Origin of the sequence: Actinomadura sp. NTSP31 (genome assembly GCF_041951385.1) — a bacterium.
In the GTDB taxonomy this organism is placed as follows: Bacteria; Actinomycetota; Actinomycetes; order Streptosporangiales; family Streptosporangiaceae; genus Spirillospora; species Spirillospora napierensis.
In genome coordinates, this window is record NZ_JBGNUT010000004.1 from 128,275 (window position 1) to 150,255 (window position 21,981).

General features: G+C 74.7%; 21 protein-coding genes. 14 read left to right on the plus strand and 7 right to left on the minus strand.

The window, feature by feature from the left end; all coding sequences use genetic code 11:
• Positions 1-145: 145 nt before the first annotated feature.
• Together ACA514_RS08025 and ACA514_RS08030 are read right to left on the minus strand one after the other, a co-directional pair.
• Positions 146-1,828: an MFS transporter gene (locus ACA514_RS08025; RefSeq protein WP_375040380.1), complete on the minus strand. Its 1,683-nt coding sequence runs from the start codon at positions 1,826-1,828 to the stop codon at positions 146-148.
• 43 nt (positions 1,829-1,871) lie between these two features.
• Positions 1,872-2,132, minus strand: a complete 261-nt coding sequence (locus ACA514_RS08030; RefSeq protein ID WP_375040381.1) for a hypothetical protein — start codon at positions 2,130-2,132, stop codon at positions 1,872-1,874.
• A gap of 260 nt (positions 2,133-2,392) precedes the next feature.
• On the opposite strand from ACA514_RS08030, the gene ACA514_RS08035 reads away from it, so the two are divergent.
• The 3 genes from ACA514_RS08035 (at position 2,393) to ACA514_RS08045 (ending at position 5,676) form a co-directional block, all read left to right on the plus strand.
• Entirely contained in the window at positions 2,393-3,433 is a 1,041-nt protein-coding gene (locus ACA514_RS08035) for a phosphotransferase family protein (protein WP_375040382.1), read from the plus strand.
• Between the two features lie 114 nt (positions 3,434-3,547).
• On the plus strand, positions 3,548-4,000 hold the full coding sequence (locus tag ACA514_RS08040) for a MaoC family dehydratase (RefSeq protein WP_344269636.1): 453 nt from the start codon (positions 3,548-3,550) through the stop codon (positions 3,998-4,000).
• Between the two features lie 29 nt (positions 4,001-4,029).
• A complete protein-coding gene (locus ACA514_RS08045; protein ID WP_375040383.1) occupies positions 4,030-5,676 on the plus strand; it encodes a long-chain fatty acid--CoA ligase in 1,647 nt (548 codons plus the stop codon).
• Positions 5,677-5,941: 265 nt separating this feature from the next.
• Here the strand turns inward: ACA514_RS08045 and ACA514_RS08050 are convergent, their stop codons facing one another.
• Positions 5,942-6,547: a TetR/AcrR family transcriptional regulator gene (locus ACA514_RS08050; RefSeq protein WP_375040384.1), complete on the minus strand. Its 606-nt coding sequence runs from the start codon at positions 6,545-6,547 to the stop codon at positions 5,942-5,944.
• A 231-nt stretch (positions 6,548-6,778) separates the two neighbouring features.
• Here ACA514_RS08050 and ACA514_RS08055 point away from each other — a divergent pair, with 231 nt between their 5' ends.
• From ACA514_RS08055 to ACA514_RS08090, 8 genes are all read left to right on the plus strand, one after another.
• The gene (locus ACA514_RS08055; RefSeq protein WP_375040385.1) at positions 6,779-7,561 is read left to right on the plus strand and encodes an ABC transporter ATP-binding protein; all 783 of its coding nucleotides are present in this window, start codon (positions 6,779-6,781) and stop codon (positions 7,559-7,561) included.
• Positions 7,554-8,261, plus strand: coding sequence for an ABC transporter ATP-binding protein (locus tag ACA514_RS08060; protein ID WP_375040386.1), 708 nt, complete (start codon positions 7,554-7,556; stop codon positions 8,259-8,261). Before ACA514_RS08055 ends, ACA514_RS08060 begins: the two co-directional genes overlap by 8 nt.
• Positions 8,261-9,139: a branched-chain amino acid ABC transporter permease gene (locus ACA514_RS08065; RefSeq protein ID WP_375040387.1), complete on the plus strand. Its 879-nt coding sequence runs from the start codon at positions 8,261-8,263 to the stop codon at positions 9,137-9,139. Before ACA514_RS08060 ends, ACA514_RS08065 begins: the two co-directional genes overlap by 1 nt.
• A 4-nt stretch (positions 9,140-9,143) precedes the next feature.
• Positions 9,144-10,337, plus strand: a complete 1,194-nt coding sequence (locus ACA514_RS08070; protein ID WP_375040388.1) for a branched-chain amino acid ABC transporter permease — start codon at positions 9,144-9,146, stop codon at positions 10,335-10,337.
• Positions 10,219-11,571, plus strand: coding sequence for an ABC transporter substrate-binding protein (locus ACA514_RS08075; protein ID WP_375040389.1), 1,353 nt, complete (start codon positions 10,219-10,221; stop codon positions 11,569-11,571). The genes ACA514_RS08070 and ACA514_RS08075 overlap by 119 nt, the downstream gene beginning before the upstream one ends.
• Positions 11,572-11,713: 142 nt before the next feature.
• Complete coding sequence (locus ACA514_RS08080; protein ID WP_375040390.1) at positions 11,714-12,313, plus strand: sulfite oxidase-like oxidoreductase; 600 nt, start codon at positions 11,714-11,716, stop codon at positions 12,311-12,313.
• Entirely contained in the window at positions 12,283-13,035 is a 753-nt protein-coding gene (locus tag ACA514_RS08085; protein WP_375040391.1) for a ferredoxin reductase, read from the plus strand. Before ACA514_RS08080 ends, ACA514_RS08085 begins: the two co-directional genes overlap by 31 nt.
• A gap of 3 nt (positions 13,036-13,038) precedes the next feature.
• Positions 13,039-13,344: a DUF6510 family protein gene (locus tag ACA514_RS08090; protein WP_375040392.1), complete on the plus strand. Its 306-nt coding sequence runs from the start codon at positions 13,039-13,041 to the stop codon at positions 13,342-13,344.
• A 26-nt stretch (positions 13,345-13,370) separates the two neighbouring features.
• Here ACA514_RS08090 and ACA514_RS08095 read toward each other — a convergent pair whose 3' ends face one another.
• Positions 13,371-14,186, minus strand: coding sequence for an SAM-dependent methyltransferase (locus ACA514_RS08095; RefSeq protein ID WP_375040393.1), 816 nt, complete (start codon positions 14,184-14,186; stop codon positions 13,371-13,373).
• Positions 14,187-14,420: 234 nt separating this feature from the next.
• Here ACA514_RS08095 and ACA514_RS08100 point away from each other — a divergent pair, with 234 nt between their 5' ends.
• From ACA514_RS08100 to ACA514_RS08110, 3 genes are all read left to right on the plus strand, one after another.
• On the plus strand, positions 14,421-16,361 hold the full coding sequence (locus tag ACA514_RS08100; RefSeq protein ID WP_375040394.1) for a phosphatase PAP2 family protein: 1,941 nt from the start codon (positions 14,421-14,423) through the stop codon (positions 16,359-16,361).
• Positions 16,361-17,242: a DMT family transporter gene (locus tag ACA514_RS08105; RefSeq protein ID WP_375040395.1), complete on the plus strand. Its 882-nt coding sequence runs from the start codon at positions 16,361-16,363 to the stop codon at positions 17,240-17,242. Before ACA514_RS08100 ends, ACA514_RS08105 begins: the two co-directional genes overlap by 1 nt.
• A 128-nt stretch (positions 17,243-17,370) precedes the next feature.
• Positions 17,371-18,267: an alpha/beta hydrolase gene (locus ACA514_RS08110; RefSeq protein ID WP_375040396.1), complete on the plus strand. Its 897-nt coding sequence runs from the start codon at positions 17,371-17,373 to the stop codon at positions 18,265-18,267.
• Between the two features lie 13 nt (positions 18,268-18,280).
• Here ACA514_RS08110 and ACA514_RS08115 read toward each other — a convergent pair whose 3' ends face one another.
• The 3 genes from ACA514_RS08115 to ACA514_RS08125 all read right to left on the minus strand — a co-directional run bounded on the left by ACA514_RS08115 (position 18,281) and on the right by ACA514_RS08125 (position 21,905).
• Positions 18,281-19,489 carry a PucR family transcriptional regulator gene (locus ACA514_RS08115; RefSeq protein ID WP_375040397.1) on the minus strand — a complete coding sequence of 403 codons (1,209 nt, stop codon included), beginning with the start codon at positions 19,487-19,489 and terminating at the stop codon, positions 18,281-18,283.
• Between the two features lie 160 nt (positions 19,490-19,649).
• Entirely contained in the window at positions 19,650-20,975 is a 1,326-nt protein-coding gene (locus ACA514_RS08120) for an acyltransferase family protein (RefSeq protein WP_375040398.1), read from the minus strand.
• A 120-nt stretch (positions 20,976-21,095) separates the two neighbouring features.
• The gene (locus tag ACA514_RS08125; RefSeq protein ID WP_375040399.1) at positions 21,096-21,905 is read right to left on the minus strand and encodes an SAM-dependent methyltransferase; all 810 of its coding nucleotides are present in this window, start codon (positions 21,903-21,905) and stop codon (positions 21,096-21,098) included.
• Between the last annotated feature and the right edge of the window lie 76 nt (positions 21,906-21,981).

Genomic DNA, 21,981 nt, shown 5'->3' on the forward strand with positions numbered 1-21,981 from the left:
GGCTGCTTAGGGCTGGCTTCCTGGCGGGCGCCGGAAAGCGGCGATCCACCGGCCGGGACGTCCCGGCCGGTGGATCGGCTCGTCTCGCGCGCCGCCGCCGGGCGTCCCGGCGGCGGGCGTGCGTGTCGGATCAGTGCGTCGCGCGTCAGGAGAGCGCGGCCATCTCCTGCTCGATGGCCTTCTGGTGCGCCTCGGCGTCCTCACGCGCCTTCCGCGGGCTCCAGCGCCCGCTCATGATGAAGATGAACGGGATGAACACGACCTGGCCGCCCAGCGCCACGTACCACCAGGTCTGCCACTGCCCGGGGCCGTCCTTGGCCGCCTTCTGCACCTCGGTGCCGTGCTCCTTGAGGATCTTCAGCTGCGGCTGGGCCTTGGCCACCGCCTGCAGGCCGGGCACGCCGACCTCCTTGGCCGCCCGCGCCTGCAGCTCCAGCGGCGCCTGCCCGGGCGGGTACTTGCCGAGCTCGGCGAAGATCTGCGGGTGCGCGGTCGTGATCGCCAGGGCCTGCTGCGCCTGCGCCGACGCGGCCTTCACCTCGGCGCCGTGCTCCACGATCGGCGTCACCGAGTTCACCACGATCGGCACGAACAGCGCCGAGCACGCCACGACGATGCGCAGGATCCAGCCCCACACGGCCAGGCCGGTCGCGGTCGCCGCCGGGTTGTGCTTCTCCACCGTCTCGGTGAAGCCCGCCATCCACGGCGCGTACGCCAGCCCGCCGAAGATCCCGATCCCGACGAACAGCCAGGCGAAGTCGTAGTAGCCGGTCTTCGGCTCGGTCGCCCAGGAGGCGAAGACCGCCGTGCAGACCACCGAGCCGATGCCGCCGACCAGCATCAGCGGCTTGCGGACCTTCAGCCGGTCGGAGATCAGGCCGGCGACGACCAGCGCGATCGCGTTCGCCGCCCAGTACCAGTTGCCGAGCGCGTTGGTGCGCTGCTCGCTGTAGCCGAACGTCGCGGAGAAGTAGACGACGAAGTTGCCGACCGCCGCGTAGTACAGCAGCAGGTAGAGGCTGATCGCGAGGGCGGAGCCGACGACGTCCAGCCGCATCATCTGCCGCCAGCTGCCCTTCAGCTGCGCCTCCGGGTCGATGCCCCGGGCCCGCGCCTCGATCAGCACGCGGTCGCGCATGGTCACCATGACCTGGTCGCGCAGCGCCGGGGACAGCTCCCGCAGCCCCAGCAGCGCGATGACGAACACCGCGAGCGCCGCGATGCCGGAGTAGGTCAGCTCGTCCTGCCAGCTGGAGCTGTCGAGGGTGTGGCTGGTCACGGTGGTGACCACGAGGCTGCCGATGACCGGGCCCATCGTCCAGTAGCCCATGGCGGTCGCGCGGCCGAGCTGCGGGGAGAAGTCGCGGATCAGCGCCGGGGTCGCGACGAGCACGATGCCCTCGATCAGGCTGAGCACCGCGAACAGCACCAGGTAGACGCCCTTGTTGGGGGAGTGCGGCAGCACCAGCACGATGACGCCCGCGATCAGCAGGCCGTACACGACCAGGTTCGCGCGGCCCCACCGGTCGGCGAGACCGGCGAACAGCGACGCGAACGCGCCGATCGCGTTGCCGATCACCGACAGCATGATGAAGTAGCCGAAGGTCATGCGGTAGTGCTCCATGATGGAGGTCGCCACCGCGTACTGGATGTAGAGCAGGTAGTACAGGACGATCGTGGTGAGCACCACGATGCCCAGGTAGAGGTAGCGGCGCCCCGTCTCCGGGTAGTGCGGCAGGTCGCGCCGCCACAGCCGTGCCGCGAGGCCGGGCGGGGCCGCCGCGCCGCCGGGCGCGACGCCGTCGTTGGTGGACGATGAAACGGACATGTAAGGGACTCCTCCGAGCGCTGGTCTCCCCCGAGAACCGGTCCTACAAAGGGAGCGGGCCGCCGGCCGCGGACTCCCCGGCCCCTACCGGGCCGGGTCCGCGTCCATGGCCGCTCCCGTACGGGGTGCCGTGGGCGATGGCGGGTGCCGCGTCGCCGCCGCCGTCGCGGGGGACGGCTGCGCGGACGGGGCCGAAGACCTCCTCCTGCTCCTGCTCGACGGCCTGGAGGGCGCCGGTGCCCGACGATCGTGCACGGCCGGCGCACGGCCGGCCGCGGGTGTGCTCGGGTTCGGTCGTCGTCATCGGTCGATCCCTCGGCCACGGTGGCGAAGCTCACACCGCTTCGCGTGTGCCGCAAAAGTAATGCCGCCGACCGAGAATGGCAATGGGATTCGGCTATTGCATACCAACTGGTCGGTATGGTGTCATCGGCGCACCGATGCCTGCCTGGTGGGGGCGTAGACCGGGAGCCTCCGGCTCATCGCGGTGAGCGTTCCCAACTCGTTATCTTGCGCCATACCGACCGGACGGTACAAGTGCTTCGATCGGCCAAGGAGGGCGCATTGCGGGTATTCGAAGACGGGGACGTCCCGGGCCTGCCGCTCGACCGGTTCCGCCGCCGCCTGGAGCGGTCCGCGGCGGGCGCCCCGTGGCCGGCGGACGCGGGCCCGCTGCGCGCCCGGGTCGTCGCCGGCGGGCGCTCGAACCTGACCTACGAGGTGACGGACGGGTCCCGCTCGTGGATCGTCCGGCGCCCGCCGCTCGGCCACGTCCTGGCGACGGCGCACGACATGTCCCGCGAGTACCGGGTGATGACGGCCCTGGCCGGCACGGCCGTCCCGGTCCCCGAGACCTACGTGCTCTGCGAGGACCCGGACGTGCTCGGCGCCCCGTTCTACGTGATGGAGATGGTCGAGGGGACCCCCTACCGCAGCGCGTCCGAGCTGGTCCCGCTGGGCGCGGAGCGGGTGGCGGCGATCGCCGGGCGGATGATCGACACCCTGGTCGACCTGCACCGCGTCGACCCGGCCGAGGTGGGGCTGGCCGATTTCGGACGGCCCGCCGGCTTCCTCGAACGCCAGGTGCGCCGCTGGAAGAAGCAGCTCGACGCGTCCCGCAGCCGCGAGCTCGACGGCGCCGCCGAACTGCACGCGCTGTTGGAGGCCAACCTCCCGCCGGAGTCCGCGCCCGCGATCGTGCACGGCGACTACCGGCTCGACAACCTCCTCGTCGGCGCGGACGACCGGATCGCGGCCGTCCTGGACTGGGAGATGGCGACGCTCGGCGACCCGCTCACCGACCTGGCGCTCCTGCTGGTCTACATGCGGCGGACGACGCCGTCCGCCGCCGAGGCCGACGCGACGCGGGCGCCCGGGTTCCCCTCGCCCGAGGAGGTGGTGGCCCGCTACGCCGAGCGCAGCGGCCGCGACCTGTCGGCGATCGGGTTCTACGTCGCGCTGGCCTGCTTCAAGCTCGCGGTGATCTCCGAGGGCATCCACTACCGCTACCTGCACGGCCAGACCGTGGGGGAGGGGTTCGACGCCATCGGGGCCGCCGTCGAGCCGCTGCTGCGCTCGGGCATCGCCGCGCTCAAGGGCGCCTGACCGCCCGCCGGACCGGTTCGCCCGCCCGCTCCCGACGTTGCATACCAACCGGTCGGTATGTTGTCATCATGGCGTCCACGGAGCGGGCGCGGGCCCGGCGGAGGAGGTAACGCGGTGAGGACTTTCCAGGGCATCGACGAGTACGAGAAGGCCGTCGGCACCCATCTCGGCCACAGCGAATGGCACACGATCACGCAGGAGCAGGTGAACGGGTTCGCCGACGCGACGGGCGACCACCAGTGGATCCACGTGGACCCCGAGCGCGCGGCGAACGGCCCGTTCGGCGGCACCATCGCGCACGGCTACCTCACCCTCTCGCTCCTCCCCATGCTGATGTCGGAGATCTCCCGGGTCGAGGGCCTGCGCATGGGCGTCAACTACGGCTCGGACAAGGTCCGCTTCCCCGCCCCCGTCCCGGTCGGGTCGCGGGTGCGCGCCGGCGCCGAGCTCGTCTCGCTGGAGCGCACCGCGCAGGGCGCGCGGGCGAAGGTCCGCGTGACCGTCGAGCGCGAGGGCGGCGACAAGCCCGTCTGCGTCGCCGAGGTCCTGTCCGTCCTGGTCGGCTGACCGCCTCCCACCCACCCGGAGAGACCGCCATGATCCCCAGCACCATGCAGGACTTCCCGCTGTCGGTCGCCGCGATCCTGCGGCACGGCCGCCGCGTCTACGGGCGCAGCGAATGCGTGACATGGACCGGCGGCGGCGAGCCGCGCCGCGCCACCGTCGCGCAGGTCGCCGAGAACGCCGAACGCCTCGCCGCCGCCCTGCAGCGGCTCGGCGTCCGGCAGGGCGGCCGCGTGGCGACCTTCTGCTGGAACAACCAGGAGCACCTGGAGGCGTACTTCGCGGTGCCCGCGATGGGCGCCGTCCTGCACACCCTCAACATCCGGCTGTTCCCCGAGCAGCTCGCCCACATCATCAACCACGCCGACGACCAGGTGATCATCGTCGACGACAGCCTCGTCCCCCTGCTGGCGCGGGTTGTGGACGAACTGCCCGCCGTCGAGGCGTTCGTCATCGTCGGCGACGGCGACGGCGCGCCGCTGGAGGCCAACCGCAACGGCGCCCCCGTCCTGCGGTACCGCGAGCTGCTCGCCGCCGAGGAGCCCGGCTACGAATGGCCGGAGGTGGATGAGCGGTCCGCCGCGTGCATGTGCTACACCAGCGGCACCACCGGCGACCCCAAGGGCGTCGTGTACTCGCACCGCTCGACGTTCCTGCACGCCATGGCCGTGCAGTCGGCGTCGCTCGTCGGCATCACCGAGTCCGACCGGGTGCTGACGATCGTCCCGATGTTCCACGTCAACGCCTGGGGCCTGCCGTACGGGGCGTTCCTGTCCGGCGCGACGCTGCACATGCCCGGCCCGTTCATGCAGCCGCAGCACCTCACCGAGTTCATCGCCCGCGAGCGCAGCACGCTCGCCTCCGCTGTCCCGACCATCTGGAACGGCATCCTCGCCCACGGCGAGCAGCACGAGCTGGACCTGTCGTCCCTGCGCGCAGGGACGTCCGGCGGCGCCGCCGCGCCCCGCTCGCTGCTGGAGGCGTTCCAGGACCGGTACGGGCTGCGCATCATCCAGGGCTGGGGCATGACCGAGACCAGCCCGCTCGGCGGCATGGCGTTCCCGCCGCCCGAGGTGGAGCCCGGCACGCCCGAGGAGATGGACTGGCGGATGAAGTCCGGCCGCGTCGCCGCCGGCGTCGAGATGCGGATCGTCGACGACGCGGGCCGCGAGCTGCCCTGGGACGGCGAGTCCGTGGGCGAGATCGAGGTCCGCGGCCCCTGGATCACCGGCGCCTACCACCGCGACCCCGCGCCGGAGAAGTTCCACGACGGCTGGCTGCGCACCGGCGACATCGGCACCATCGACGACCGCGGCTTCTACCAGATCACCGACCGCGCCAAGGACGTCATCAAGTCCGGCGGCGAATGGATCTCCTCGGTCGAGCTGGAGAACCACCTGATGGGCCACCCGGCCGTCGCGGAGGCCGCCGTCATCGGCGTCCCCGACCCGCGCTGGGACGAGCGGCCGCTCGCCTGCGTCATGCTCCGCCCGGACGCCACCGCGCCCGCCGCCGAGCTCGCCGACCACCTCGCCGCGAAGGTCGCCCGCTGGCAGGTCCCCGAGTACTGGACCTTCATGGACGAGATCCCCAAGACCACCGTCGGCAAGTTCGACAAGAAGCCCCTCCGCGCCCGCCACCGGAGCAAGGACCTGAAGATCGAGCACATCGAACGCTGACCCACCGGGGACCCGGCCGAACCCCGGCCACGGCGGTTGAACCCCGGCCACGGCGGTTGAACCCCAGCCACGGCGGTTGAACCCCAGCCACGGCGGTTTGAACCTCAGCCACGGTCACGGGCAGGCACGCGGAGCGAGTGCAGCGAGCGGAGCGGGCCTGCCCGACGGCCGAGAGGCCGTTTCGCGCGGAGCGCCAGCGGAGCGGGAAACGGCCTCTCGGCCGTTGACGGGGGTTCCAGGGGGTCGCCCCCCTGGGTCAACAGGGCTAAGCCTGCTTCAGGCCGTTGAGGAGCAGGTCGACGTAGTGCTCGGCGATGGTGCGGGTCTTGAGGCGGCCGCCGGGGCGGTACCAGGCGCCGATCTGGTGGACGGTGCCGAAGAAGAAGTGGACGGCGATGTCGGCGGGCGTGTGGGCGCGGAGGGAGCCTTCGCGCTGGCCCTCCTCGACCAGGTCGCGGAAGCGCTCGTGGTAGCGGCGCCGTTCCGCGCGGACGGCTTCGCGGCGGTCGCGGGGGAGCAGGTGGGTGGAGCGGAAGAAGACGGTGAAGTCGTCCAGGTAGAGGAACGAGGTCTCCAGGACGTCGAGGGCGGCCGCGCGCAGCCGCTCCTCGGCGCTGCCGGTCCCGCCGGCGATCTGCTCCAGCCGGCGCATCTGCAGGCCGAGCAGCCGGTGGTAGATCTCGTAGAGGAGGTCGTCCTTGGAGCCGAAGTAGTGGTACATGGCGCCCTTGGTGACGCCGGCGGCGTTGACGATCTCCTGGACCGAGGTGCTCTCGAAGCCCTTCTCGGCGAACATCCGGGTGGCCACGGCGAGCAGCCGGTCGGGCAGGGGCACGTCGTCGGACAAGCGCCCCGCTGACGTCTGCGTCAAGACTCCACCTCCGTCCGGGGCCGGGGCCCCGCGCCGCCACGCCGCCGCCCGTGATCAGCCGTCAGCCTACCGGGCGGGCACGCGGTCCAAGAACGGTGCCGTCGAGGCGGGTGGAACCGGCTGTTGACGGCGCCGCCCCCCGATTCTATCTTCAGGGGAATCCGACCAGTCGGTATGTACAAATGGCCTCGGGGGAAGTCGCGCGAGTTTCGTCCGGCGAGGTGAAACGACATGTCCGGCGGCCCGTCGCAAATCCTGGAACTACGAGAGGTGACCGTCCGCTTCGGCGGGCTGGTCGCGCTGGAGAAGGTGTCGCTGTCGGCGCCGCCGGGCCGGGTCACGGGCGTGATCGGGCCGAACGGGGCCGGCAAGACGACGCTGTTCAACGTCGTGTGCGGGTTCGTCCGGCCGCGGTCGGGCGAGGTGCGCTGGCGTGGCCGGGCGCTCGTCCGGCACCGGCCGCACCGGCTGACCCGGCTCGGCATCGCCCGCACCCTGCAGGGGCTCGGGCTGTTCCCCGGCCTGACGGTGCTGGAGAACGTCATGGTCGGCGCCGACCGGCACGCGCGGGCGGGGTTTGGCTCCGGGCTGCTGGCGCTGCCGCGCGCCGACCGCGACGAGGCCGCACTGCGCGAGCGGGCCCTTGCCCGGCTGGACGAGCTGGGTGTCGCCGGGGAGGCGGCGCGGCGGCCCGGCGAGCTGCCCTACGGCGCGCAGAAGCGGGTCGCGCTGGCCCGGGCGCTGGTCGCCGACCCGGACCTGCTGCTGCTCGACGAGCCCGCCGCGGGCCTGTCGGCGGCCGAGATCGAGGAGCTGGCCGCGCTGATCAGGGGCCTGCGCGGCGGACCGGTGGTGGTCCTGGTCGAGCACCACATGGACCTGGTGATGGGCGTGTGCGACCAGGTCGTGGTGCTGGACTTCGGGAAGGTCATCGCGGCCGGATCGCCCGCCGAGGTCCGCGACGACCCGGCCGTCCTGGACGCCTACCTCGGCGAGGAGGTCCGCGATGCTTGAAGTCGCGGGCCTCACCGCGGGGTACGGCGCCGTCCGGGCGCTCGACGGCGTGGACCTGACGGTCGGGAAGGGGTCGCTCACCGCCGTGCTCGGCGCGAACGGCGCCGGCAAGACGACGCTGCTGCGGACCGTGTCCGGCCTGGTCCGGCCGCGCTCCGGCCGGATCGAGCTGGACGGCCGGGACCTCACCCGGATGGCCGTCGAGGAGATCGTCCGGCTCGGGGTGGCGCACGTCCCGCAGAGCGGCGGCGTCATCACCGAGCTGACCGTCGCGGAGAACCTGCGGCTCGGCGGGCTCTGGCGGCGCGACCGCAGGGCGCTCGCCCGCCGGATCGCGGAGATGTACGAGCTGTTCCCGCCGCTCGCGGCGCGCCGGTCCCGCGCCGCCGCGACCCTGTCCGGCGGCGAGCGGCAGATGCTCGCGCTGGCCCGCGCCCTCGCCGGCGCGCCCCGGCTGCTGCTGGTCGACGAGCCGTCGCTCGGCCTGGCGCCGCGCGTCGTCGCCCGCCTCATGGCGGTGCTGCGCCGGCTGTGCGACGAGGACGGCCGGACCGTCCTGCTCGTCGAGCAGAACGCGCGCAGTGCCCTGTCGGTCGCCGACCGCGCGATCGTGCTCGACCTCGGCGCGGTGGTGGCGGCCGAACCCGCCGCCGTGCTCGCCGCCGACGCCCGGCTCCGCCACGCCTACCTGGGGTTCTGATGGTCCGCTTCGTCAATCTCACGCTCGCCGGGATCACCCAGGGCGCGGTGTTCGCGGCGGTCGCGCTGGCGCTGGTGCTGATCTGGCGCGCCACCCGCGTGGTGAACTTCGCGCAGGGCGGCATGCTGATGTTCACCACGTTCCTGGCCTGGACGGTCGTCCACGACGGCGGGTCGTACTGGCTCGCGCTCGGTGTCGCGCTGGTGTCCGGGCTGGTCATCGGCGCGGTCGCCGAGCGGGTGCTGGTGCGGCCGGTGGAGGGGAAACCGCCGCTGAACGCCGTGATCGTCACGCTCGGGCTGTACGTGCTGCTGCAGGCCGCCGCCGGCATGATCTGGGGCGACACCCCGCACTCCTACCCGCCCGCGTTCACCATCAAGGGGCTGTCGGCGGGCGGGACGCGGCTGCTTTTGTCGCCGTTCGACCTGTTCGTCATCGGCGCGGTCGCCGTGGTGACGGCCGCGCTGACCCTGCTGTTCGTCCGCACCGGGCTCGGGCTGAAGCTGCGCGCCGCCGCGTTCGCGCCGGAGATCGCCCGGCTGCAGGGGGTGCGGGTCGGCCGGATGCTCACCCTCGGCTGGGCCCTCGCCGCGCTCGTCGGGTCGCTCGCCGGGGTGCTGGTCGCCCCGTCGGTGTTCGTCGGGCCGTCGCAGTTCGACGCGATGCTGGTGTTCGGGTTCACCGCCGCCGTGATCGGCGGGCTGGACAGCCCCGCCGGCGCCGTCGCCGGCGGGCTGCTGCTCGGCTGCGCGCTCAGCTACGTGTCCGGCTACGTCAGTTCCGACCTGGTCACGTTCGGCGCGCTCGCCGCGCTGATCACCGTTCTGATGGTCCGGCCGAGCGGGCTGTTCGCCGCGCGCGCCGGACGGAGGGTGTGACGCCATGGGCGCCGTCCGCTCCACGCTGGCGCGCCACCTCGCGGGCGCGGCGGCGGGCCTGCTCGCGCTGTACGTCCTGACGACCTCCGTCGGCCCGTACCGGGACCTGCAGATCGCCCAGGCCGGCTACCTCACCTGCGCGGTCGCCGGGCTCACCGTGCTGACCGGGCTCGGCGGCCAGATCTCCCTCGGGCACGGCGCGTTCATGGCGGTCGGCGCGTACACGGCCGCGCTGGTGTCCGCCCACTGGGGCTGGCCGCTCGCCGCCATGCTCGTCGCGGCGGCCCTGGTGACCGCCCTCGCCGGGGTGCTCGTCGGCTCGGTCGCGGCCCGGCTGCAGGGCCCCTACCTGGCCGGAGCCACCCTCGCGTTCGCCGTCGGCCTGCCCGGCCTGGCGAACTACTCCCACCTCACCGGCCTGCTCGGCGGGCAGAACGGGCTGACCGTCACCCCGCCCGTCCCGCCGGCCGCGCTCGGCGAGACGTTCCCGCTGGAGCGCTGGCAGGCGTGGATCGCCTGCGTCGGCGCGGTCGTCGCGCTGTTCCTGCTCGCCAACCTCACCGGCGGCCGGTTCGGGCGGACGCTGCGGGCCGGCCGCGACGACGAGATCGCCGCCGCGCTGTGCGGCCTGCGCGTCGCGCGGCTGCGGATCGCCGCCACCGTGGTGTCGGCCGCGTGCGCGGGCCTGGCCGGCGGGCTGCTGGCCGTCGTGGCGACCCTCGCCGCGCCCGGCGCCTTCCCGCTCACCCTGTCGCTGCAGCTCATCGCGGCGGTCATCATCGGCGGGCTCGGCACCCTGCCGGGCGCCGTGTGGGGCGCGCTGATCCTGGTCTTCGTGCCGTCGTGGGCGTCCGACGCGGCCTCCTCGTCGGGGTTGTCGCACGACGTCGCCTCGAACCTGCCCCTCGCCATCTACGGCCTCGTCCTCATCGCGGTGACGCTGGCCTTCCCGCGCGGCCTGCAGGGCGGGCTGCGCGACATCGGCGGCGCCGTCCGGCGCCGCCTCCCGCCTCCCGTCCGGCGGTTCGCGCCGGGCGGCGGCGCACCGGGGGTACCGGCAACGCACCGAGGAGGAGCAGATGAGCCGACCACCGAACGGACGGACGCAGCGGAGCCCGCGGGGCCGGACGCGGCGCGCGGTCGCGCTGACGACGGCGGCGACGGCGCTGGCGGCCACGGCGAGCGGCTGCGGCGGTAGCGGCGGCGGGGGCGGCACGTCGTCCGCGCCCGGCGTCACCGACACCACCGTGACGATCGGCAGCCACCAGCCGCTCACCGGCCCCGCCGCGCCCGGCTACAGCGCGAACTCCGCGGCGTCCAAGGCGTTCTTCGACTACGTCAACGCCAACGGCGGCGTGCACGGCCGCAAGATCGTCTACAAGTACGTGGACGACGCCTACAACCCGACGCAGACCGTCGGCGTGGTGCAGAAGCTCGTGCTCCAGGACAAGGTCTTCGCGATCTTCAACGGGCTGGGCACGCCCACGCACTCCAAGGTCGTCGACTACCTCAACGCCCAGCGCGTGCCGGACCTGTTCGTCGCGTCCGGATGCGGCTGCTGGGACGACCCGAAGAAGCATCCCGAGACGTTCGGCTGGCAGGTCGACTACATCCGCGAGGGCAAGATCCTCGGCGACCACATCAAGAGGACCTACCCCGGCAAGAAGGTCGCCTACTTCTACCAGAACGACGACTTCGGCCAGGACGGCGTCAAGGGCCTCGACAAGTACATCCCGTCCGGGCAGGTCGTGTCGCGGCAGACCTACCAGCCGGGCGCCACCGACGTCAGCGCGCAGGCCCAGGCGATCGCGCAGGCCAAGGCGGACGTGGTCGTGCTGTTCAGCATCCCGACCTACACCGCGCTGTTCCGGCTGGCGTCGCTGAAGCTGAACTTCAAGCCCACGTTCGCGGTCAGCAACGTCGGCTCGGACCCGGTCACCCTCGACGGGCTGCTGGAGAGCTTCGCCAAGTCGGGCGGGACGAAGCTGCAGGGCAGCCCGCTGATCCAGGGCATGGTCACCGACGGGTACCTGTCGTCGCCGGGCGACGCGTCCAACAGCTGGATCCGGCTGTTCCGCAAGATCCACGACCAGTACATCCCGAAGCTGCCGTTCAACGGCAACATCGTGTACGGGATGTCGGCCGCCTACACCTTCGTCCAGGCGCTGCAGAACGCCGGGCAGAAGCCGACCCGCAAGAGCCTGGTGGACGGCCTGGAGAAGACGAAGCCGGCCGGTCCCGGCCTCGTCCCGTTCGCCTACAGCGCGCAGTCGCACGCCGGGTACACCGGCGCGCAGATGGGCGTGATCAAGGGCGACGTGATCGTCCCGCAGGGGCAGCCGGCGACCACCGACGACGGCGACGGCCCCATCCAGCCGTACACCGCCCCGCAGCCGCAGGCGCCCGCCAACGGCGTCCCGCCGGCGGGGTGACGGCCCCGCCGCCGTCCCGCGCGGACCGCCCCCCGCCGCGGGACGGCGGCGGCCCGCCCGCAATCCGGCCCCCCGGAGGAGTCGGACGCCGCTGACCGGGAAGGATGCCGGGATACGATCATCCGGACGAACAGGAGCGGGAATGGGCATCGTCTCGCCGGGCTTCCACGGCAGGCGGCGGCGGTCCGACGTGGAACTGCCGCCCGGCCAGTACCTCACCGAGGACTTCCCGGTCCTGTCGGCGGGCCCGACGCCCCGGGTCGGCACCGGCGAGTGGGAGTTCGTCGTCACCACCGAGACGGGGACGCGGCACCGGTGGTCGTGGGCGGAGTTCCGCGCGCTGCCCGCCGAGACCCCCACCGTCGACATCCACTGCGTCACCAAGTGGTCCAAGCTCGCGACGACCTGGACGGGCGTGTCCCTGGACACCCTCCTCGCCGACGTCGAGACCACGGCCGACTACGCCCTCGCCCGCTCCTACGGCGGCTACACCACCAACCTCCCCCTGCAGGACCTGCTGGACGGGCAGGCATGGCTGGCCTACCGCTTCGACGACGAGGACCTGCCCGCCGAGCACGGCGGGCCGGTACGGCTGCTGGTGCCGCATCTGTACTTCTGGAAGTCGGCCAAGTGGATACAGGGCCTCGACCTGCTCACCGAGGACGAGCCCGGCTTCTGGGAGACGGCCGGCTACCACGACTACGGGGACCCATGGCTGGAACAGCGGTACCAGGGGGACTGAACCGGCTGCGGTGGCGGGTGGCGCGGCTGGCGGAGACCCGCGACGAGACGCCCACCGCGCGGACCCTCGTGCTCGACGTCCCCGGATGGCCGGGCCATCTGGCGGGCCAGCACGTGGACGTCCGGCTCACCGCGGACGACGGCTACAGCGCTCAGCGCAGCTACTCGCTCTCCGCCCCGGCCGACGGCGACCGCGTCGAGCTGACCGTGCAGAACGTCCCGGACGGCGAGGTGTCCCCGTACCTGACCGGGGTGTTCTCCACCGGCGACCCGGTCGAGGTCCGCGGCCCGGTCGGCGGGTGGTTCGTGTGGCGCCCGGACGACCCGTCGCCCGTCACGCTGGTCGCCGGCGGGGCCGGCGTCGCGCCGCTGATGGCGATGGTCAGGGCCCGGCGCGCGGCGGGGTCGAAGGTCCCGTTCCGGCTGGTGTACTCCGTCCGGGCGCCCGGGGAGCGGTGGTACGCCGGCGAGCTGCGGCGCCCCGACCCGGGAGCCGAGGTCTTCCCGCTGTACACGCGCGCGGCGCCGGACGGCTGGCCCCGGCCGCCGGGACGGCTGGCGAAGGCCGACCTGGCCGCGTCGGTGTGGCCGCCGGAGTTCGACCCGGCCTGCTTCGTGTGCGGGCCGACCGGGTTCGTGGAGGCCGCGGCCGATCTGCTGGTCGCCCTGGGGCATGACCCGCGCAGGATCAGGACCGAGCGCTTCGGGCCGAGCGGAGGCTGAGACATGCAGGCGGACGAACCGGGCCGGCAGGCCGTCGTCTACGAGGACACGGGCGGGTACCAGGACGGCAACGCGCTCGCGGGGCCGCTGAGCGAGGTGTTCGGCGTGGACGTCACCCGGGCGGCGGTGCGGTGCACGGCGTGCGGGCTGGCGGGCCCGCTGCCCGCCCTGCGCGTCTACTCCCGCGCGCCGGGCGCCGTCGCCAGGTGCCCGGGCTGCGAGAACGTGGTGCTGCGCCTGGTCATCGGCGGCGGGACCGCCTGGCTCGACCTGCGCGGCACCGTCGGCCTCCGCATGCCCCTCACCTAGCGCGCGGACGTGCGGCGGCGCCGGGGCTACGGCTTGCGGGCGACGCCGCTGAACTCGTCCACGTCCTCGGCGGCCTCCGCCGACGGGTGCGGCCGCCAGCGGTTGCACGGGACCACGCCCGGCTCCAGCAGGTCGAGGCCGTCGAAGAAGCGGGTGATCTCCGCGCCGCTGCGCAGCGTCATCGGCGGCTTCACGCGCTCGTTCCGCAGCCGCACGACCTCCTCGGTCGCCGAGCCGTGCACCTCGCTGGTGCTGTGCGCGATCACCAGATGGCCGCCGGAGGGCAGCGCGTCCTTCAGCGTCCGGACGATCGAGTACGCGGTGGGCGTGTCGTCGATGTAGATCAGCACGCCGAGCAGCATCACCGCGACCGGACGGGTGAAGTCCAACGTCCGCGCCGCCTCCGCCAGGATCCGCGCCGTGTCGCGCAGGTCCGCGTCGATGTAGGCGGTGGCGCCCTCGGGGGTGCTGGTCAGCAGCGCGCGGGCGTGCGCGAGGACGAGCGGGTCGTTGTCGACGTACACGATCCGCGACTCGGGGGCGAGCGCCTGCGCGACCTGGTGGGTGTTGTCGGCGGTGGGCAGCCCGGTGCCGATGTCGAGGAACTGCCGGACGCCCTCCTCCAGCACCAGGTGCCGGACGGCCCGGCCGAGGAACTCACGGTCGGCCCGCGCCAGCCGGACGATGCTCGGGTACATCGCGGCCATCTGGTCGCCGACGCGGCGGTCGGCGGCGTAGTTGTCCTTGCCGCCGAGCCAGTGGTTCCAGATCCGCGGGGCGGCCGGCACGGCCGGGTCGATCCCCTCCGGTGCGGTCTCCTCCGGCGGCGGGACATCGGTCACGGCTGCGGCCCTTCTCGTCGGGTCTCCTCCGCGGGCACGCGCCCGGGATCCCCAACGTAGATCACCGCCGTCCGGGAACCATCGGCTTCGCCGGAAAAGTCCTGCTCGAAGCGGTTCTGCGATGCCGCGCCGCGGAAACGGCGGTGATCGGCCGCCCCCCGCATGGTCGTCGCGAACGATCGTGGGGAGGATGATCGGAGGGGGTGGTGCGATGGCCGAGGCGGGAGGAGCGGCGTGACCCGTTGCGAGGCGGCCCCGTCCGGTGCGCGCGGGCAGGAGCGCGGGCGCGTGGCCGCGGCGGCGCGGGAGATCGCCGCGGGGCTGGTCGTGCTCGCGGTGTACCTGGCGTTCACGCACGCGTTCGCCGGGTCGCGGGCCGTCAGCGACGCGCACGGCCGGTCGCTGCTGGCCCTGGAACGCTGGGCGCATCTGGACGTGGGGCACCAGCTCAACGGCGTGCTGATCCGGCACGGATGGCTCGGCGCCCTGGCGGCGTGGGAGTACGCGACGACGTACGTGCTCGCCACGTTCGGGTTCCTCGGCTACCTGTGGTGGCGGCGGAACCCGGCCTACCCGTGGGCCCGCAACATGCTGGTCTGGATCACCCTGATCGCGATCTGCTGCTTCGCGGCGTGGCCCTCGACGCCGCCGCGGCTGCTGCCCGGCGAGGGGTACACCGACATCATCGCGCTGCACCATCCGCCCGCCACCTGGGGGACCGGCGCGGTCTCGGCGGGCGCCAACCCGTACGCGGCGATGCCCAGCCTGCACATCGGCTGGGTGGCCTGGATCGGCGTCACGGCCGTCCGCGCCCGGTGCGGCGCCGCCGTCGCCTGGCTGTGCGGCCTGCACCTGGTGGTCACCGGCCTGGTGATCGTCGCGACCGCCGCGCACTACGTCGTGGACATCCCGGGCGGGCTGCTGCTCGTGCCCGCCGCGGCCGGCGCCGAGGCCCTCCGCTCGCGGGCGGCCGCCGCCGCGTCCTCCCCGGCCGCCGGGAGCCCGGGGGTGCCGCAGGTCGTGGGAGCCGTCGCGGAGTTCGCCGGGCCGGGGCCCGCGGCCGGGCGCGTGCGGGCGCTGCTGGCCGAGCGGCTGCCGGACGTCCCCCGCCTCACCCGCCGGTCCGGCCGGCCCGGTGCGCGCCGCACGCGCGGGGAGCACGCGGGCGAGCTCGACCTGGCCTGGCACGTCCGGGAGTCCGGGATGCCGCCGCCCGGCGACCGCCGCGCGCTGGACGGCCTGGTCGCGCGGCTGGCCGCGGAGCCCTTCGACCCCGGCCGTCCGCCGTGGCGGCTCCACCTGGTCCGGGGCGGCGGCGAGCGCCCGGACGCCGTGGTCGTCCTCGTCCACCGCGCCCGCGCGGACGGCGCCCGCCTGCTCGAACTGCTGCGCGGCGTCCTCGACCGGCCGGGGGAGGTGCGGGAGCCCGCCGGATCCGCTGAGCCGTCCCGCACGGCCGTCCTGCCCGCGCCCGCGCCGCCCGCCCCGCCCGACGTGGCCGTCCCTGCGCCGGCGGCCGAGAACGCGCCGGCCCCCGGGCACGGCTTCGGGACCGTCACGCTGCCGCTCCAGCGGGTCAGGGAGGTCGCCCGCGCCGCCGGCGTGCGGGTCGCCGACCTGCTGGCGGCGATCGCCGGCGACGCCGCCGCCGAGGCGGCCGCCGGGCGGGGGACCGGACCGCCTGGCGGCTGGACGCTGCGCGTGGCCGTCCCACCTCGGCCGGGGCCCGCCGAGGGACGCGCTGCGGCCCTGGACGGGCTCGACGGCGCGCGCTGGCTGGAAGTCCCCATCGACGCCAGGCCGCTTCGCGAACGGCTCGATGCGGTCCGCAGGCAGGCTGGGAAATGTCCCGGAACCCGCCCCGGCGTACCCGGGAGCCCGTTCCCGGGCGCCGTCGTCGCGAACGTGCGCGGACCGTCCGGGCGCCTCCTGCCGGCCGGGGCGCCGGTCGGCGACGTGCACCTCGTCCTGCCGCCCACCGGAGGCCTGCCGGTCGCGGTGGCCGCGCTGAGCCGGGACGGGTCCCTGCACGTCTCGGTGATGGCCGAGGCCCGGGTGCTGCCCGAGCCGGACCGGTTCGCCGACGGCCTGCTGCGGGCCTTCGAGAAGCTGGCGGCGGAGTTCGGCGCGGGCGCCGGGCCCGGCCGCAGCGGCGAGCGGACCGGAACGCCCTGATGGCCTGGTCCGCCGCGTTCAGCGTGCTGGCGGCGCTGCTGTTCGCGGGCGCCGCCGCGCTGCAGTACCGCGCGGCGCGGCGCGCGGTGGGCGAGGGCAAGGGCCGGGTGCCCGCCGTCCGGCTGATCGCGGCGCTGCTGCGCGACCCGGTGTGGCTGGCCGGCTGGGCGTCGAACCTGGCCGGTTTCCTGAGCCAGGCCGTCGCGCTGCACTTCGGCTCCACCGCGCTCGTCCAGCCGCTGCTGGTCACCCAGCTGGTGTTCACGATCCTGCTCGGCGCCGCCGTGGTCGGCCGCCGCCCGGCCCGCGGCGACCTGGTCGGCGGGATCGCCGTCACGGCGGGCCTGGCGGTGCTGTTCACGGTGCCGGGCGCGATCCCGTCGCAGGGCGAGCCGTCCCGGCCCCGGCTGATCCTCGCCGGGCTCGTCGCGGTGCCGTTCGTGCTGGCGCTGTCGCGCGCCGCGAACATCCGCCGCGGGACGATCCGGGCCGTGCTGCTCGGGATCTGTTCCGGCCTGATGTTCGCGGCGACCGCCGTGCTCATCAAGCTCACCACCGCCGACCTGGTCGAGCGCGGCGTCGCCGCGACGGCCCTCGACTGGCCCGGGTACGCGCTCGCCGGGTCCACGCTGCTCGGGCTCGTGCTGGAGCAGAAGGCGTTCGCGGCCGGGTCGCTGCCCGCCGCGATGACCGCGATGACGATGACCAATCCCGTCGCGTCCTACGTGCTGGCCGTCTTCGCCTTCCACACCGAGCCGCCGCACTCGTTCTCGGCGTTCGCCGCGGTCGGCCTGAGCGCCGTCCTGCTCACCGCCGGAGTGACCGTGCTGTCGCACTCGCAGTCCGCGCCCGGCCGCGCCGGCGAGCCCGCCGCCCCCTGACCCGGCGCCCCGCGGCTCCGGCTCGCCCGCGCCGGCGGCCCTGCGCCGGACGAAAGGGGCCGCCGGCGAACCTTCCCGGCGTTCCGGAGATCCAACCGGGCGTCGGACCCCTCCCGGAAGGACGTCCCGTGATCTCCAGACGCGCGCTGCTGATCGGCGGCCTCGGCGGGCTCGGCGCCTTCGCGGCGGCGGGCGGGACCGGCTACGCCCTGGTCGAGAACGACGTCCTGCCCGGCAGGGTCGGCCTCGACCGCGCGCTGGGCAGGTGCGGGGACGTGCCGGCGGCGCCCGCCGCCTCGACCGCCGTCCGGCGGCTGACCTGGCACTCCGCGCACCGCCGCAGCGACGTCACCGCGACCGTCGTGCTGCCCGCGGCGGACCGGTCGCTGCGCGGCCTGCCGGTCGCCGTCGCCCTGCACGGCAGCGGCGGGACCGGCGCGTCCGCCGTCCGGTCGCTCGCGCTGGACCACTACCTCCCGGACGCCGTCGCGCAGGGCGGCGTCCCCCCGTTCGCGATCGCCGCCGTCGACGGCGGCCCCGACTCCTACTGGCATCCCCGGGCCGGCGGCGACGACCCCCTCGGCATGATCGTGGACGAACTGCTTCCCCTCCTCCGCAAGGAAGGCGCCGAGACCGGGCGGATCGGCGCCATCGGCTGGTCGATGGGCGGCTACGGGGCGCTCGTGCTCGCCCGCAGGCTCGGCGCGGGCCGGACGGCCGCCGTGGTGGCCTCGTCGCCCGCCCTCTTCGCCTCGTACGAGGACGCGCACCGCACCAACGCGCGGTCCTTCGACGGGGCCGCGGACTTCGCCCGCAACGACGTCTTCACCGCCCTGGACGCGCTGAAGGGCATCCCGGTCCGCGTCGACTGCGGCACGAGCGACCCCTTCGCGCCCATGGCCCGCAGGCTGCGCGACCGGATCCGCCCGGAGGGCTCCATGGGCGGCGGATGCCACGACGGCGGCTTCTGGCGCCCCCGCCTCCCCGCCCAGCTGGCCTTCCTCGGCCACCACCTCGCCGGTTAGCGCGGCCCGCCCGTCAGGCCGGCTCCTCCGCGCGCCCCGACCGCACCAGCCAGCTCAGCATCAGCAGCACGTCGAGCCGGTCGTCCAGGCCCGAGAACCGGCCGCCGGTCAGCTCGGCGATGCGCCGCAGCCGGTACCGGACGGTCTGCTCGTGGATGTGCAGCCGCTCCGCCGCGACCACCGCGTTGTCGCCGGACTGCAGGTAGGTCAGCAGCGTCTCGGCGAGCGGCTGCCGGCGCGCCGGCGCCAGGTCGAGCAGCGGGCCGAGCACGGCCGCGGCGGTCGCGCCGACCAGCTCCTCCGCCGCGAGCGTCGCCAGCGGGGCGATGTGGTCGGCGCACCGGACGGGCTCGCCGGCGGGCAGCAGCCCCCGCTCGACCAGCGTCAGCGCGTGCCGCGCCCACCGCAGCGACACCGCGCCCTGCGCGAGCGGCACGGTCGGCCCGATCGCGGCGGTGCCGAGCCGGCGCAGCGCCGGCCAGATCCGGTCCTGCCCCGGCCCCTCGGGGTCGGGGACGACGAGGAACGGCACGGGCGCGTCCCACGCGGCCAGGACGGCCGGCGGCAGGATCCGGGCGCCGGCCGGGGCGCCGGCGGGCAGCGCGACCAGCCCGATGCTGCGCGGCGGCTCCCAGCGGGCCGCGATGGCCAGCTCGGCGATCGCGTCGTGCCCCGGCGACGGCTCGGCCACCAGCGCGTCCCGCAGCCGCTCGCGGCGCCGCTCCCGCTCGCTCGCCAGCTGCCCCTGCTCGCGCGCGTACCCCTGCGCCGCGGCGTCGGCGACCCGCGCCACCAGCATGAACAGCGAGTCGGTCAGCCGGCCGAGCGTCTCGCGCGACCAGCCGAGGCGGTAGGCGTCCTTGATGAAGCGGCGGCAGGCGATCTGGCTGCTCACCCGCATCGCGTTCTGCAGCGGCTCCAGCCCGCGCCCCTGGCGGGCCTCCTGCTCGCCGAGGCGCTTGTACAGCTCGGTGAGATGCCGCGCGTCGGCGTCCGGGTGGTCGACCGAGTCGACGAAGAACGCGACCGTCTCGCTCACCGTCCGCTCCACCCGCAGGGCGTACTCGCCGTCGTCGTCGCCCGCGTACTCGGGGACCTGGTCGCGGATCTCCCGCTCCATCTCCTCGACGGCGGCCTGCAGGTGCTGGCGCAGCAAGTCGGGGAGCTCGGCGGGCATGGGCCCTTGCGGCATCCGGCGTCCGTTCGGCAGGGGACTGACCATGGGGCCTCCCTCCGGGAGGGTGAACCGGGCCTCACCCTAGGCAAGAAAGTGATCGCTGTCACCGTCCGGCCCACTCGCCGTGAAGGCGGGTGTCCGGACGGGGGCATCCGGGGGATGCCCCCGTCATGCGTATCACGTGCCCCGGCCGTGCCCCCGGCGGCTAGGGCGCGACGGGCTCCGGCCGGGCCGCGGGCGGGACCGGGGGCGGTCCGGCGGGCGGTTCGGGGGCGGCGCTCGCGCGGCGGGACAACCGGCGGCCGAGGCGCTGCGCGGGCCGCTCGATGTAGCGGTGCGAGAGCCCGGCGGCGACGAGGACGCCGGCCATCAGCACGCCCTCCCAGGCCAGCCGCACCCAGAGCGGCATGGAGTCGCGGTCGCCGGCGGCCCGCCAGACCGCCTGGACGACCACCGGGTGCAGCAGGTAGACCGAGTAGCTGACCAGCCCCAGCCACGTCAGCGCGCGGGGCATGCGCAGGTGGCGCAGGGCCAGGCCGCCGAGGAAGGTCAGCCAGGCGGCGGCCACGGCGATCGACCAGTCGACGCCGAGCGGCAGGGCGTGGCCGTGCCCGCCCAAGGCGGCCAGCGGCCGCAGCCCTGCCAGCAGTGTCAGCACCGGGACGACCGCGATCATCGGCACGGCGCGCCGCACCGGCAGCCGGCCGTCCTGGATGCCGCGCACCGCCGTCCCGGCGAACATCGTGGCGATGATGCACAGGCTCTCGACGCCGCCGATGCGGCTGTCCAGGACGAGCAGCGTCAGGGCCAGTCCCGCCACGATCGCGACGCCCGCGCGGCGGACGGCCCGCCGGCCGTTGACCATGGCCGCGATGCCGCCCGCGAGGGCGAGCGCCGCGACCGTCGGCGTCGCGCCCGGCCACCTGGCGGCCAGCAGCTGCTGCGGCAGCGACACGCCGAGCATGGCGGCGGCCACGCCGAAGCCGAGCGAGACCCGCGCGCTCGCGCCCTTCACGCCCGCGATGAACATCGCGGTGATGAGCAGGTAGAACACCATCTCGTAGGACAGCGTCCAGAAGACGTTGACCACGTTCGGGACGCCGAGGAGGTCCTGGAGCATGGTCAGGTGCGCGATCGCGGAGATCCACGGACGCTCGCCGAGGCCCGGCGGCAGCCCCCACGACACGCCGGTCGCGCCGAGCGCCAGCATGAGCCCGACGGCCGCCAGCCAGGCCGGGTAGAGCCGGAAGAGCCGGCCGACCCAGAACGCGCGGACGCTGCCGCGCCGGATGAGCGAGAACGGCACCACATAGCCGCTGATCAGGAAGAACAGGAAGACCCCGTACCGTCCGAAGTCGAACCACGGGCCGGCCGTCCGGCGGACCTCGGGGAGCAGCACGTCAAGGGAGTGCTCGAACACCACCACCAGCGCGGCCAGGCCCCGCAGGGCGTCGAGCCAGCCCATCCGGGGCGCCGTGGCCGGGGGCGCGCCGTTCGCCTTCGTTTCCGTGGTGAGAGTGTTCGTCGGCATCCGGGCCACCCTAGGGGCCCTTGCTCCACGTTCTCCACAGACCCCCTGAACATCACCTGAACGCCGTGTGACCGGCATGCCGCGTTCGGCGACGCACCGCGCGGGCCCCCGCCGTCCGCGCTACGGCCGGACCCCCACGCCCGCGTACAGGACGGCGTCGCCGGGCGGCGGCGCGGTGCCCGCGTGCCAGTGCCCGGCCGGTACGAGGCCGGGGGGCAGCGGGGCGAACGGGCCGAACAGGCGGGCGATCTCGGCGGCGCCGCGCGGCACCAGCGGTCCGGCGCCCGCCGCCGCGTACCGCCGCGCCGCCTCGGCGACCGCGGCGGGCGCGTGGTCTGCGGTGGCGTGCGAGACGATCAGGACGCTGCCCGGCGCCGCCGCCGCGCCGAGCGCGGCCACCGGGACGTACGGGTCGGGCAGGAAGTGCAGGACACAGGAGAACACCAGCGCCACCGGCTCGGCCGGGTCGATCAGCCGCCGCACCTGCGGGGCGCGCAGGATCGACTGCGGGTCGCGCAGGTCGGCGCGGAGCGCGGCGATGTTGCCGCCCTCGACCAGCAGCGCGCGGGCGTGCGCGATGACCAGCGGGTCGGCGTCGACGTAGACGACGCGCGTCCCCGTCGCGTGCCGCGCGGCCATCTGGTGCAGGTTGTCCGCGGTGGGCAGCCCGCATCCGAGGTCGAGGAACTGCCGGACGCCCCGCTCGGCGCACGCGCGGACCGCGCGGGCGAGGAACGCCCGGCCGTCGCGCGCCGCGGCGGCCGCCTGCGGCAGGACCTCCAGCACCCGCCGCGCGAGCTCGCGGTCGGCGGCGTAGTTGTCCTTGCCGCCGAGAAGGTGGTCGTGCACGCGGGCCGTGGCCGGCCGGTGCAGGGCGAGCGGCGCGTCCCCGGACACGTCTCCGGACGGCTCGGCCGTGAGCGGGGACACGACGGGGACGGTCATGGCCGGGCCGTCCGGGCCTCGGGCGCCCGCGGGGCGGGAGCGGACCGGCGCCGTGCGCGGG